This window comes from Jeotgalibacillus proteolyticus, assembly GCF_002926065.1.
GTDB classification, from domain to species: Bacteria; Bacillota; Bacilli; order Bacillales; family Jeotgalibacillaceae; genus Jeotgalibacillus; species Jeotgalibacillus proteolyticus.
In genome coordinates this window covers 507,734-520,965 of sequence record NZ_PREZ01000002.1, presented here as the reverse complement: position 1 = coordinate 520,965, position 13,232 = coordinate 507,734, and the positions used below count along the sequence as shown (strand labels likewise).

Here is a 13,232-nt window from a genome sequence, read left to right as displayed (position 1 = left end):
CCTGCACAACGCAAGGGGCTATTTTTATGTGTTTTTTTAATTAAAAGCGGAAGCAGGCGTTTAGGGGCGACAAGCATAAGGCAGCCTGCACAAATAGGCGCTTTTTGCCTATTGGGCAGGATGACTTATGACTCGAGCCCCTGCCTGCTGGAGCTGGATATCATTAAAAGCGGAAACGGGCGTTTAGCTCCGACAGACGTAAGACGATCAGCCAATCAGGCGCTTTTTGCCTGAATGGATGAGTGGCTTACGATCCGAGGAGCTGCCCGTTGGAGCTGGATATCACTTAAAGCGGAAACGGGCGTTCAGCCCCGAAAAGCATAAGACAGCTGTACAAATCAAAGGAGGAAGAAGCAATGGAGTTACTGAAGGATTTAGCCTGGAGAGGCATTATTTATCAGCAGACAGATGAGGATGGGATGAAAGAACTTCTGGAGAAGGAATCTGTTTCGCTGTATTGCGGTGTAGATCCAACAGGAGACAGCCTGCATATTGGTCATCTTCTTCCATTTTTGACAATGAGACGTTTTCAAAAGCACGGGCACCGTCCGGTCGTATTGGTCGGAGGAGCGACCGGTCAAATTGGAGACCCAAGCGGGAAAAAAGAAGAGCGTTCTCTACTGACAACAGAGCAGGTTGAATTTAACGTAAGATCAATTCAAACCCAGCTTGAAAGAATTTTTAAGGTAGAAGGAGATACCGGTGCAGTCATGGTAAATAATCTTGACTGGATCGGAAAAATTGACATGATTTCCTTTTTGCGCGACTTTGGAAAATACATTGGCGTTAATTACATGCTTGCTAAAGACACCATCGCCTCACGCTTAGAGACAGGTATTTCATACACTGAATTTACCTACACCATCCTTCAGGCAATGGACTTTAATCATCTGTACAATGAATTTAACTGCAAGCTTCAAATAGGCGGTAGCGATCAGTGGGGGAATATCACAACAGGACTTGAGCTCATACGGAAAATGAATGATGATGCAAAAGCATTCGGCATGACTATTCCTTTAGTAACGAAAGCGGATGGAAGTAAATTCGGTAAAACAGAAAGCGGAGCTGTTTGGCTTGATGCTGAAAAAACATCACCGTATGAGTTCTACCAGTTCTGGTTTAATTCTTCAGATGCGGATGTTGTTAAATACCTGAAATTCTTTACATTCCTTGATCAGGAAACGATCACAAGCCTTGAGGAATCAGTGCAGACAGAACCGCATCTTCGGGCAGCTCAAAAAACACTGGCAGAAGAAATGACAAAAATGATTCATGGCCAGGAAGCTCTTGAGCAGGCGCAGAGAATAACAGCAGCTCTTTTTAGCGGAGATATTAAATCACTCAGCAGTTCAGAAATTAAACAGGGATTTAAGGATGTCCCGACTTATCTTGTAGAGGAAGAGGACTCTACTAATATCGTAGATGTGCTTGTTGATGCAAAAATCTCTTCCTCAAAGCGTCAGGCCAGGGAGGATGTATCCAACGGAGCTGTATACATTAATGGCGACCGGGTAACAGAGCTTGATTTTCTCCTTGAAGGGGATGCCCGCTTGGAAAATGAATTTACTATTATCCGAAGAGGAAAAAAGAAATACTTTATGATTCAGTACGCTTAAAACAGGAAGAGTGACCGTTCTGCTATCCGGTCACTCTTTTTCGCATGAATAAAATAAAATTATCTTCTCTGCCGCTGAACTAAGTGACTGCGGTCATAGTCTCTGTAAGGGGAATCCGGTTCAAAAGAAGCAGCTGCTTCGTTGCGATTATCGAAGAAGCGGGGGCGGCTGCCGGTCTTATATCTGATGTGATATTCTTCCTCATAATCCTGCTCTTCATCTTCTGATGGCTCCTCCATACCGTGTATCCACTTTTCAAGCTTATACGTTCCTCTGTTAATGATTTCCGATAAATCCTCGAGGGAAGAAGTTAATTCATACAAACAATCCATGCCATTGTTAACAATAATTCCAGTCTTTTTTGCCTTGTCAATTGAGTGCTCGAGTCGATAGGATTTTTCAAGATAAGTGAATTCTATGAGACAGCTGCTGCGATCCCAGTTATAATTGTACTGGTCGATTCTTAAGCGCTTCATTACTTTTCTCAGCTTTGCTTCACAGAGATTCTGCTCTTTGTTAGGGCTCCATTTTGCAATTATATTCATGAACATCCTACTCACCATCCTTCTATTTTGTCCCGGTTTCAAGGCATGCTTCTTATAAGTAGATTACTATAAAAAGAATGGAAGCCGTTTATTAATCGTTCAACACTTATCGGAGGCTTTTTGCAAAAAAACAGGTATTTCGACTTATCAAACAAAGGATACGGATGGATTATAGCGTACGCTGTCTGACCCTGATGATAATTAACCTGCATTTTGGTGCTTTAAGACCTCAAATAAGAGCCTGAACATACATAAATTATTTCTACTTAAAATGAAAGAGAGTGCTGAATATGCAAAAAACAAAATCCAATAGGGGTGAATCATTTTTTAATAGACATCCTATTATCTCAATACTGACAATCGTGTTTGTCTTAGCAACGTCTGTTCTTGCTTTTCCTCATTCATTGGGCATTTTTTTCAATTGAGCGGATCGAACCCGGAGAGCTTATCGCACAGGAGCAGTCGCCTGATGGGCGGTATACCGTTAAAACATATTTAAACAACGGCGGGGCAACGGTAAGCTACTCAGTGTTAGGCGTTTTAGAATTTAATGAACAAAATAAAAAACCTAAAAATATATATTGGCAGTACAAAACAGAAGAGGGAGTTATTTTATGGAAGGATGATACAACTGTCCAGATCAATGGGGTTTTGATAGAAGTTCCAAATGGAAAGTATGATTACCGGCATCCTTAATCTGATAAAAGTAAAAAATCCAGGAGCCCCATTCTATGAGGTTCCTGGATGCGGAAATCTTATTCTCCAAATTCCTCAGGCAGCATTCTAAACCCGTCAATCTCCGCATCTTCATCAATTTCAATCATGATCCAGCGCTTGCCGTTGCGATTTACCTGCTTTACATATTGCAGATCCTGAGGGCTGATTGAGATCTTAGCTACTTTTGTATCAATTTTAATTGATTTTGATTTAAATTTAGGGACAATGCTATTTGCCTTAAGCTCATAGGACTCATTGTCTGTAATAAGCCCAAAAGCTTCCTTGATTTTTTCGCTTTCCACCTTTTCGCCGCTGTTTGTTAAAATGCGTTCAACATCTTTATAATCAAGCCTTGGTGGTTCATCATCTCCGCTTTCTTCAATGGATTCATTTATTTCACTGTAAACAGACGCCAGGGTTGAGGGGGAGAGCTGGTCTCCTACAACGCTTTTAATAACCTCTTCAAATACCGCTTTATCTTCCTGGGCAGTCATGATTTCTTCCCCGTTCAATACTTCCTCAATAAAACGGTAATCCGGCTCATTCGCTTTTCCGGCTGCATAGAGAACATGGTTTACATCCGACGAGTGATTTGTGAAGCAAGGAAATAAAAATCCGGACATCGGCGTTTTTAGGTCAATTACAGGATCAACCTCTACCTTGTATTTAAATTCTTTTTCTACATAATCAAACTGAATTTCTTTTTTAGGTTCGTCCGTTTTGTTGATGCTGCACAGAATGAAACGATGAGCGTAGACCGTATCTCTTCCGGTTTCCTCTGTCTCCTCATTGCGGCTTTTCGTCGGTTTCATATATTCTGCGCGGATAAAGGTAATAACAATATCTTTTTCATTCGGCTGATCCTTTAGCATCTTTTCAGTCATTATCAACATTTGCTCCTGCCATCCTTCTGATGATTCAAGCAATCCTTTATGTAGAATAAGCTGAGAGCTGTTTTCTGCATCCCGTTGGAATTTCAACTCAAATAATTTTTCGTTGAGCTGACCTGTCAGCACTTTTTTAAAGTTATTCATAAAAAGCTCCTGTTGATCGCTATCGAGCATTTCAAATGGCTGTTTTTGAGAATGATAAACTTCAGTTGTCTCTTTCATAACATAAACAGTAAAAATATCTGAGATCCTTAGTAGATCATTATCCGGTTTAAGCTGTTTACGGATGCCTGCAATATCTTTTTTATCCATGAATAATTCACTCCCGGGAGGTTATATTTCACAAAACACATTCTTCAAGTCTACCATAGTTACGACTTAAGAAAGAAGAGAAGGAGCAAAATTTCAAAGCCCCTAACAGAATTATTTAGGTAAAATTTGTAAATATTATATAGATTTAGGTGACTCATGTTATTATAAAATAAATGATCTCTTGCAGCTCATCTAAATTGATTGGAATGGGGGAAACTGTTTGATCTGGGTTAATTTATTGTTAGTTGTTGCAGGCGTCTTTCTGATGGTTTCTGCAGTGAAATATAGCTTGCTAAGGTTATTCGAACTGGAAAGAGAAAAAACGGTTCTCTTTTCGTCTAACTATGTAAATGAACGCCATAAAAAAATTGATCAGTTGGTGAGGATTTTTTCGGTTATTGTTTTAATTCTCTCATTTGGCGCAGCAATCCTATTTTTCGAGGAATATATTCTGTTAGTTTTTGCTGTAAGTCTATTATTCATTTTAGCAGAACTTGGTTTAAAAGCTTTTTTTGAGTGGAAGTATTCAGAGAATCCGAAGCGGTCCATTGTCACCTTAGCTGAGATGAGCATTCTTTTTGCCGCAAGTATTTTAGTTATTATTTATTTTATGCAGATTTCTTTTTAAATAGAAAAGAAACAAATTAGACTTTAAAGGCAGGGGATTAGGATGAGCTGCGAAAAAGCGCTGGAGAAATATATTTAGGCAACAAACTCACACGATTTTGAAAATGTAAAAAAAGTCCTTCATTACGATGCAATTTACTGGTTTACAAATAAGAACTGCACCACGATGAATGAGATCCAGACGTATTTTGAACATGCTTGGAATACCATTAAAGAAGAAATATATTCAGCAGAAGATATTAGCTGGATTGTGAGAACAGATGAAGCAGCTACATGTATATATACATATCGCTACGAAGGATATTATGAGGGACGATTTGTAAAAGGCAGCGGCCGTGCGACAAATGTATTCGTTAAAAATTCAGATCATGAATGGAAATTGATTCATGAACATTTGAGCAATGTTTAGTTTGAACTTAACTTACTTATTCTCACTCAGTTAAAGTGCTGACAAAATAAAAAGCCTTGAAATGTTGATAAACAACATCTCAAGGCTTTTTTGTAATGAAAATTAACGAGAATAGAACTCAACGATAAGAGCTTCGTTGATGTCTGCAGCTAATTCAGCACGCTCTGGAAGGCGAGTGAAAGTTCCTTCTAACTTGTCTGCATCAAAAGATACATACTCAGGAGTGTAGCTGTTAAGCTCCATTGATTCTTTTACGATGTTAAGTTTTTGAGATTTTTCACGGATTCCGATAACCTGTCCAGGTTTAACGCTGTAAGATGGGATATCTACGCGGGATCCGTCTACTGTAACGTGACCGTGGTTTACAAGCTGGCGAGCCTGACGGCGTGTGCGAGCAAGACCTAAACGGTAAACCAGGTTGTCAAGGCGAGTTTCAAGAAGAATCATGAAGTTATCACCTTGTTTACCTTGTAGTTTAGCAGCTTTGTCAAACAAGTTACGGAATTGGCGCTCAGTTACACCATAAGTGTGACGAAGCTTTTGCTTTTCCTGTAATTGAAGACCATACTCAGAAAGTTTTTTACGCTGAGTAGGACCGTGTGGACCTGGAGCGTAAGGACGCTTTTCTAATTCTTTCCCAGTACCGCTTAGAGAAATTCCTAAACGACGGGAGATTTTCCATGATGAACCTGTATAACGAGCCATAAGTTGACTCCTCCTTGTGTTTTTATTTTGTTGTAAAATAAAAACCGTACGCGTGATGGAACACTCACTGTCATTTTGTCATCTTGCACCATCGCCCTGCAGCAAGGGTTACACGATGCACCTAACGAATAGGAACAAAATGATCAATCAATGCATTCACAATAGGCTGCATTATTTTACACAACTATCATCATATAATGCTGAACTAGTGATGTCAACCTTTTAAACAATAATTAAGTAATGTCTCAAGAATTAAATTATGACCATAATAATTATATTATGTAAAGCTGATTAAATAAACCCATTCAAAAAAGCCCCCCTTTTCATAATCTGTAAAATAGCATAAACTATTAATGAAAGCGATTACATTTTAGGGGGAGCTTTTCATGGGAAAGGGGAAAAAACGGTTTGAGACCAGAGTGATTCACGAGGGCTATGATTCAGCTGATCATTATGGAGCTCTTACACCACCTATATATCAAACCTCGACATTTACATTTGCCAATGCCAAGCAAGGGGAGCATCGGTTTGCCGGGGAAGATGCGGGATATATTTATTCGAGACTTGGAAATCCTACGGTCCGGGTTTTGGAGGACAGGATAGCGTCTTTGGAAAACGGAAAAGGGGCGCTAGCATTTGGCTCAGGTATGGCAGCAGTATCAGCAGTATTGTTTCACCTTTTAAAGTCAGGGGACCATATTTTATGCTCAAGAGGCGTGTATGGCTGTACCTTTGGACTGCTTGAAATGCTGGAGGAGAAATTTCAAATTAAGCATGATTATATAAAGATGGCCACTGCAGAAAGCATTGAAGGGGCAATCAGAGAGAATACTGCGTGCATTTATATTGAAACACCTATCAATCCAACAATGGAGCTGATTGATCTTGCTCTAGTATGTAAAATAGCAAATCAAAATAATATACCGGTAGTGGTGGATAATACATTTTGCTCACCTTATCTGCAGCAGCCTTTAAACTTTGGTGCAAATTTTGTTCTCCATAGCGCAACGAAGTACATCTGCGGTCACGGAGATGTTGTGGGCGGTCTTTTGGTTGGTGATTCGGCAGAAGAAATTAATCATATCCGGATGACGACACAAAAGGATATTGGAGGCATCATGTCACCATTTGATGCATGGCTGTTAATAAGAGGGCTGAAAACATTGCCGATAAGAATGGACCGACATTGTGAAAATGCAGAGAAGATTGCCGAGTATCTTAAAAATCATCACATGGTTAAAGCAGTTCATTTTCCAGGAATTGAGGAGCATGCCGGCCACTTAATTGCAGTAAGGCAGATGAAAAAGTTTGGCGGATTGATTTCATTTGTTCTGGAAGGATCAAAAGAAACGGCACAGGCATTTATGAACGAGTTGAAAATGGTGAAGATTGCTGTAAGTCTTGGCGATGCTGAAACATTAATTCAGCACCCTGCTACGATGACTCATTCAATCGTTCCAAAAGAAGCAAGGGGAAAGATGGGCATTACTGATTCACTTCTCAGGCTCTCAGTAGGCCTTGAAGCATGGGAGGATGTATGCGAAGACCTTGAACAGTCTTTTCAGAAACTGTCTGTAATGGCGATTTCAACTGATATATAAAACGAGCATCAGCCATTTAAGGCTGATGCTCGTTTTTATTGCATTCAGAACAGAAGAAAACCTCTTAGAAGCGAAAAACTACTTTACAAAATCTGTACATAACTGATATCGATTATTCATCTTTTAAAGGTACTCTGCAAGTATCTCCACAAACTTCTCCAGCTGCTCCTGGTCCACTTCATCAAAACGGGAGGTTACAGGGCTGTCGATATCGAGCACTCCAATAAGCCTTCCGTCCTTTACGACCGGCACGACGATTTCAGACTGTGAAGCTGCGTCGCAAGCAATATGCCCTGGAAAAGCGTGAACATCATCGACGCGCATTGTTTTAAGCTCGCTTGCTGATGTACCGCAAACGCCTTTGCCAAAAGGAATTCGAACGCAGGCAGGGAGCCCTTGAAAAGGTCCTAATACAAGCTCCTTTCCATCAACAAGATAAAATCCAACCCAGTTTGTTTGAACCAGGAATTGATTTAATAAAGAAGAAGCATTGCTTAAATTGGCGATTTGATTTGGTTCGCCTTCAAGTAGAGCGCGAAGCTGTTTTTGAACAAGTGAGTAATTTTCATTCTTGGTTCCTTTATACATTTCGACAGTAAACAATTTGTTCACCTTCTTTTTGATGAATTATTCTGTCTTATAAGCCTTTTTAAGGCGATATTTGATGATAACTTTATAGAGGTTTACAGGTTTAAATCTAGAATCTATAGAAAGACAGTAATTTATTTTTAGCATATTCCATACCTGGAAGCAATCATTTAAGAAAGGGATGAGCGAGATGGTCATGCTACAGCAGCGGGAAACAAAATCTGATGTTATGATTGCAGCTGTCGATTTATTTTACACAAAGGGGTACCATGCCACCAGCATAAGAGAAATATCAGCAAAGGCCGGTGTAAATGTCGCTACTGTCTCCTATTACTTTGCGGGAAAACAGGGTCTTCTAGAGGAGTGCCTCGTTGCTTTTTTTGAGCCTTATCTGGACATATTGCAAAAGGCTGCCGATTCGGCAACCTTAAAAAATGATCCGAGCAGATCACATATGATGGAAGCGGCATTTTCGTTAATTGAATTTCAGCAGCAAAATCACCGCTTCGCCCGCTTTGCGTGGAGAGAGGTTACGATGGACAGTCAAATGGTACGGGAAATGACCTCCTGCTACCTGCGAAAAGAGCAATACATCTGGAAGCTGCTGCTCGCTCAGGATATTGAAAAAGGCATTTCCATAAAAATATCTCCATCCTTCTTTCTTATTCAGCTCACGTCGATGCTTTCAATGCCATTTTTGCAAAGCCAGACAATTCAGGAGCTTTGGAATGTTAATCCAAGTGAAGAATTCTTCACCCGTTCATACAGAGATATCTTAAAGGAATGGTACTTGGGGGTAACATGCGAATCCACCATCATTTTATAAAAGTGAAAAAGGCGGTATAAGCTGTGCTCTGCCCTGATGAAGGTCTTTTGCCTGATGGGCATCGGACCCATAGACAAGCTTAATCCCAAGAGTTCTTGCGATTTGAGCAATATCAGCAGACGGGTATGGTTCTCTGCAGTGAGGTTTGACCGCACCGGCACCATTGTAGTCCAACTCATATCCTTCTTCCTTTATTTTTGTAAGAATAGCGTTAATAGCGAGGGAATAATCCTCATTGGCATGAAAAAGCTGCTGGAACTTCCGTGCAAGTGTCATGTGGCCAATCCGCTTTGGTTTATATATGCCAAGATCTGCTTCAATAGAAAGCTGAAGTGTCCGGTAATAGGCTTTATGCACCGCATCAACTGATCCGTAGCGTTCCGCCATGCTTGAAAATACCTCGTGGCTATAGTCCATGCAGTCATATTTTCCATCCTTTAAAAGGAAATGCACAGATAGAATAGAGTCATCCAGGTGTGGCCCGTACCGGTTTAAAAATGCTGCTGTTTCGTGTTCGAACCCTTCTATATAATCTACCTCAAGACCTGTATTTATTTTAAGGTCTTTTTTATATGTGTTTTTTAACGAAGAGATGGTGTGAAGGTACTCTTCTAAAAACCTGATGTCCATGCCGCTGTCCTGATCCGGCGTCGGATCTGTAAAAGAAGCAGGCAGAGGAGCATGCTCCATGAAGGAAATTTCTGTGTAGTCAAGCTTAATTGCCCGTTCGATATAAAGCAAAAATGAATCCTTTGAGCCGTGAGGACAAAAAGGGGTATGAATATGCCCATCCTGAAGCTTCATTTCGCTGTCTCCTTTTATAAAAAATAATCAAGTTATTATCCCGCTGTTTTCTGCTGGTTTACTACCTATCAAACCGGTAATTGGTTAGTAGGAAATAAGAGAAGAGGTCCTAAAAAAAGGGAGTAGTTAAGAATACTTGATAATCATGTCAAAAATATTAGAAAAAACAAGAAAAATCGTTGATAACATGGTATCATAAAGTCAATATCATGAACATCCAATGATTGTTAACATAGGATCGGTTGTTTGGACAGGAGGCTTAGGATGGAGTACATAATCGGATCCGTCATATTAATCGTAATAATCATTGCCATAGCCCTTTTTTGGCGAAGAAAAGAATATAAAGAAGTGGATCAGCTTGAAGCTGCAAAACTGGAAATTCAACATCGTCCAATTCTCGAGGAAATGACAAAGGTGAAGCAATTAAATATGAACGGCCAAACAGAAGAATTATTTGAAGGCTGGCGAGAATCCTGGATCCACGTTGTTGATGTAAAGCTGGCAGAGGTGAATACCCTCTTATTTGATGCAGAAGAAAACATTGATAAGTTCCGCTTTAAAAAGTCCCGCGAAATCCGGGAACAAATTAAACAAATGCTTTCCGATGCAGAGAAAGAAATGAACCAGATCTTAATCGAACTTGAAGAACTTATGGGAAGCGATGAGAAAAATAAAGTTGAAATGGAAACCATCCTGGCAGACTATAAGCAGGCAAAGAAGGATTTATTAGCTCAGCGTCATACATATGGTAAGGCTGCAGAAGCAATTGAACGCAAAATTGAAGCGGTAGAGCCAAAGTTAATTCTTTATAATGAAATGACGGAGGAAGGAAACTATCTGGCTGCAAGAGAGCTGGTGCTTTCGCTGCTGGACGATGTGGCATTCATTAAGAAACTGCTGGCAGACTTGCCGGATGTTTATAACGAAACGAATTATGGCATTCCTTCTCAATTGACAGAGCTTAAAGAAGGCTTTGAAGAAATGAGGAGTTCCGGCTTCCCGCTTGACCACATTCCGCTTGAAAGAGATGCAGAATTAATCCAGGAGTCGATTGAACAGGGAAGAAAACATGTGAACCAGCTGGAAATGGAAGAAGCCGGAGTGATCGTCAGTGCAGCCCACGAACAAATCGATACTCTCTACGATTTATTGGAGAAGGAAGCGGAGGCGCGGTCTCTTGTAGCGGACCATTGGGAAAATACTGCAAAGCTGCTCGGACGTCTTATTGAGCAGAATCAATCCCTGCAGAGTGAAACAGAATTCGTTCGTCAAAGCTATCAGATTGACCAGGAGAACCTGGACATCCCGAAGGAACTTGATAAAAAATTAATTAAAATTGAAAAAAGATTCTCTATCATAAAGGAACGACGGTCCTCTGAGGAAACAGCTTATTCACTCATTTGGGAAGAACTGAATCTAATCCGTAACGAGCTTCAGGAAATTGAACCGGCCCAAACAGACTTCAAAGAACTTCTTCAGCGCCTGCGACAGGATGAAGTAACCGTCCGTGAAGTTGATGTTGAACTGAGAAGACAGCTTAAAGAAGCAGAACGGGAAATTCGTCATGCTAATCTTCCGCGCTATCCTGATTACATTGTTAATCAGTTTACAGAAGCTTATGACCAGCTGTATCTTCTTGAAGAAAGTCTTAAGGATCGTCCGTTAAACATTATCACCATCCAGCAGCACTCCTTAACCTCACAGGCAATGGTGGAAGCTGTGTGCAGGGATGCTGAAGATATGGTTCAGACAGCTCAATCTGTTGAGCGGGTGATACAATACGGCAACCGGTACCGCAGCAGACATGAGGTCGTGTATATTGGTCTGAATGAAGCAGAGCTATTATTCAGAAAGGGCCAATTTCATGATGCGCTCGAACAGGCAGCTAATACCATCGAAAAGGTAGAGCCGGGTGCATTAAAACGAATTGAAGAACTGTCAGGCACCTCCCTTGAAGAAAAAGAGTTTGCAAATCAATCATAAAAGGCCGGCTCCATTCAATTGGAGCCAGCCTTTTTATTTTGCATAAGTCTCTGATGAAAAAGGACGATGCTTTAATAGTGATGCAATAACAAAGCCGGCCACAGCCCCGACAACTGCAGGGACGACCCAGCCTACTCCCTGCTCCATTAAAGGCAGAAAGCCGAGAAAACCGGTCAACGGGTTGTCTGTAAGTCCGGCAGCAGCTAATCCGTCGCTGATGCCAACGATAAAGGTTGGCATGATTGCGGCTACATATACTGCCCGGTACCCTTTAAATAAACGGTGCAAAAAGGTTAGGAAAATTAACACAATTGCCATAGGATAAATCATTACCAGCAGCGGAACTGAAAAAGCAATTAGCTGCGTTAAACCTATATTTGCTACTATGGTGCTGAATCCTGCAAACAAAAAGACAAATGCTTTATACGGAATGCGGGGAATCAGCCTGGAAAAATAGGTGGATGCTGATGAAATTAATCCAATGGATGTCGTTATGCAGGCAGCTGTGATTGCAAGGCCTAAAATTAACGCTCCGCTTGATCCATATAAATATGCGGCAGCAGCTGATAGGATGGCGCCTCCATTATCCTGAGGTCCGACAGCTGACAGGCTGGTTGCCCCCAGATGACTTAATGCAAGGTATACCAGTGCTAATCCCGTTGCAGCAATAAGCCCTGCATAGACGGTTAAGCGTATTAGCTGGCTTCTCTCGTGTACCTGTTTCTCTTTAATAGCAGAAATAACGACAATGGCAAAAACAAGCGCTGCAATCGCATCAAGCGTTAAGTATCCTTCAATAAATCCAGTGAAAAATGGAGAAGACGCATAACCTGCTACAGGCTCTCCAGGGTCGCCCATAGGCGTTACAAAAGCTCCTGCAACTAAAGCGATTAAAATGATAATTAACGCAGGAGTTAAAAATTTTCCGATTCTGCCTACTAGTTTAGATGGATTGAGGGATAAAACAGCTGCCAGCATGAAAAAAGCAACTGAAAAAAGCACTAGCGGCCATCCTGCATTTGAAATCTGTGCTGGAAGAAATGGCACGACGCCAATTTCATATGAAACGGTTGCGGTTCTTGGAATTCCAAAAAATGGACCAATTGCAAGATAAAGAGTGATTGTAAAGATTATTCCGAAAATTGGGTGTACTCGGCTTGCAAGACGCTGAGGATCTCCACCTGAATACGCAATGGCAATGACACCAAGAAGCGGCAAGCCCACTCCGGTTATTAAAAATCCTATGATGGCAAGCCCTGCAGATTCACCTGCCTGCTGTCCTAATAGAGGAGGAAAAATCATATTTCCTGCTCCTAAAAATAAAGCAAAAAGCATTAACCCTACAGTTAAAATGCTGCCAAAGGTTATAGACTGCTGTTTCATAACTACCTCCATACTTGGCCTTCTTTAAACACGGAAATATCTTAACATAGAAAAAAAGAATTTTGTCGAAAATAACAATAATCGAAATAGTAAGAAAATTAAATCGATTAAAACGACTTAATAAACGTCAGCTGGAAGTCAGGGGATTTCCACCGTTATTTTAGATAAAATGTGGTATGATAACACAGTATTTAGTGTTTAGGGTAAGCTGAAAGCAATTAACGAA

General features: G+C 40.7%; 12 protein-coding genes, 1 pseudogene and 1 other annotated feature (1 of these 14 cut by a window edge). Of the genes and pseudogenes, 7 read left to right on the top strand and 6 right to left on the bottom strand.

What is annotated here, in order from left to right; genetic code table 11:
• Positions 1–6, top strand: a binding site (T-box leader); it begins 206 nt to the left of the window's first position.
• A 350-nt stretch (positions 7–356) separates the two neighbouring features.
• Complete coding sequence (gene tyrS, locus C4B60_RS06290; protein WP_104057150.1) at positions 357–1,616, top strand: tyrosine--tRNA ligase; 1,260 nt, start codon at positions 357–359, stop codon at positions 1,614–1,616.
• A gap of 59 nt (positions 1,617–1,675) precedes the next feature.
• On the opposite strand, the gene C4B60_RS06285 is transcribed toward tyrS, so the two are convergent.
• Complete coding sequence (locus tag C4B60_RS06285) at positions 1,676–2,167, bottom strand: hypothetical protein (protein WP_104057149.1); 492 nt, start codon at positions 2,165–2,167, stop codon at positions 1,676–1,678.
• Positions 2,168–2,548: 381 nt separating this feature from the next.
• Between C4B60_RS06285 and C4B60_RS06280 the strand changes: the two genes are divergently transcribed.
• Positions 2,549–2,857, top strand: coding sequence for a DUF5412 family protein (locus tag C4B60_RS06280; RefSeq protein WP_104057148.1), 309 nt, complete (start codon positions 2,549–2,551; stop codon positions 2,855–2,857).
• A gap of 59 nt (positions 2,858–2,916) precedes the next feature.
• Here C4B60_RS06280 and C4B60_RS06275 read toward each other — a convergent pair whose 3' ends face one another.
• Positions 2,917–4,080 (bottom strand): DUF4317 domain-containing protein, encoded by a 1,164-nt coding sequence (locus C4B60_RS06275; protein WP_104057147.1) that lies wholly within the window; start codon positions 4,078–4,080, stop codon positions 2,917–2,919.
• A gap of 220 nt (positions 4,081–4,300) precedes the next feature.
• Between C4B60_RS06275 and C4B60_RS06270 the strand changes: the two genes are divergently transcribed.
• Together C4B60_RS06270 and C4B60_RS06265 are read left to right on the top strand one after the other, a co-directional pair.
• Positions 4,301–4,708 (top strand): DUF4181 domain-containing protein, encoded by a 408-nt coding sequence (locus C4B60_RS06270; protein WP_104057146.1) that lies wholly within the window; start codon positions 4,301–4,303, stop codon positions 4,706–4,708.
• 42 nt (positions 4,709–4,750) lie between these two features.
• A pseudogene (locus C4B60_RS06265) lies at positions 4,751–5,116 on the top strand (YybH family protein).
• Between the two features lie 102 nt (positions 5,117–5,218).
• Here the strand turns inward: C4B60_RS06265 and rpsD are convergent.
• A complete protein-coding gene (gene rpsD / locus C4B60_RS06260) occupies positions 5,219–5,821 on the bottom strand; it encodes a 30S ribosomal protein S4 (RefSeq protein WP_104057145.1) in 603 nt (200 codons plus the stop codon).
• 386 nt (positions 5,822–6,207) lie between these two features.
• Here rpsD and megL point away from each other — a divergent pair, with 386 nt between their 5' ends.
• Entirely contained in the window at positions 6,208–7,422 is a 1,215-nt protein-coding gene (gene megL / locus C4B60_RS06255) for a methionine gamma-lyase (RefSeq protein WP_104057144.1), read from the top strand.
• Positions 7,423–7,545: 123 nt separating this feature from the next.
• Here the strand turns inward: megL and C4B60_RS06250 are convergent, their stop codons facing one another.
• On the bottom strand, positions 7,546–8,025 hold the full coding sequence (locus C4B60_RS06250) for a GAF domain-containing protein (protein WP_104057143.1): 480 nt from the start codon (positions 8,023–8,025) through the stop codon (positions 7,546–7,548).
• Positions 8,026–8,200: 175 nt separating this feature from the next.
• On the opposite strand from C4B60_RS06250, the gene refZ reads away from it, so the two are divergent.
• Entirely contained in the window at positions 8,201–8,836 is a 636-nt protein-coding gene (refZ, locus tag C4B60_RS06245) for a forespore capture DNA-binding protein RefZ (RefSeq protein WP_167578590.1), read from the top strand.
• Here refZ and hisJ read toward each other — a convergent pair.
• Positions 8,831–9,640: a histidinol-phosphatase HisJ gene (gene hisJ, locus C4B60_RS06240; RefSeq protein ID WP_104057141.1), complete on the bottom strand. Its 810-nt coding sequence runs from the start codon at positions 9,638–9,640 to the stop codon at positions 8,831–8,833. The two genes, refZ and hisJ, sit on opposite strands and share 6 nt — an antisense overlap.
• Positions 9,641–9,904: 264 nt before the next feature.
• Here hisJ and C4B60_RS06235 point away from each other — a divergent pair, with 264 nt between their 5' ends.
• A complete protein-coding gene (locus tag C4B60_RS06235) occupies positions 9,905–11,623 on the top strand; it encodes a septation ring formation regulator EzrA (protein ID WP_104057140.1) in 1,719 nt (572 codons plus the stop codon).
• A gap of 33 nt (positions 11,624–11,656) precedes the next feature.
• Here C4B60_RS06235 and brnQ read toward each other — a convergent pair whose 3' ends face one another.
• Positions 11,657–13,006 carry a branched-chain amino acid transport system II carrier protein gene (gene brnQ / locus C4B60_RS06230; protein WP_104057278.1) on the bottom strand — a complete coding sequence of 450 codons (1,350 nt, stop codon included), beginning with the start codon at positions 13,004–13,006 and terminating at the stop codon, positions 11,657–11,659.
• Between the last annotated feature and the right edge of the window lie 226 nt (positions 13,007–13,232).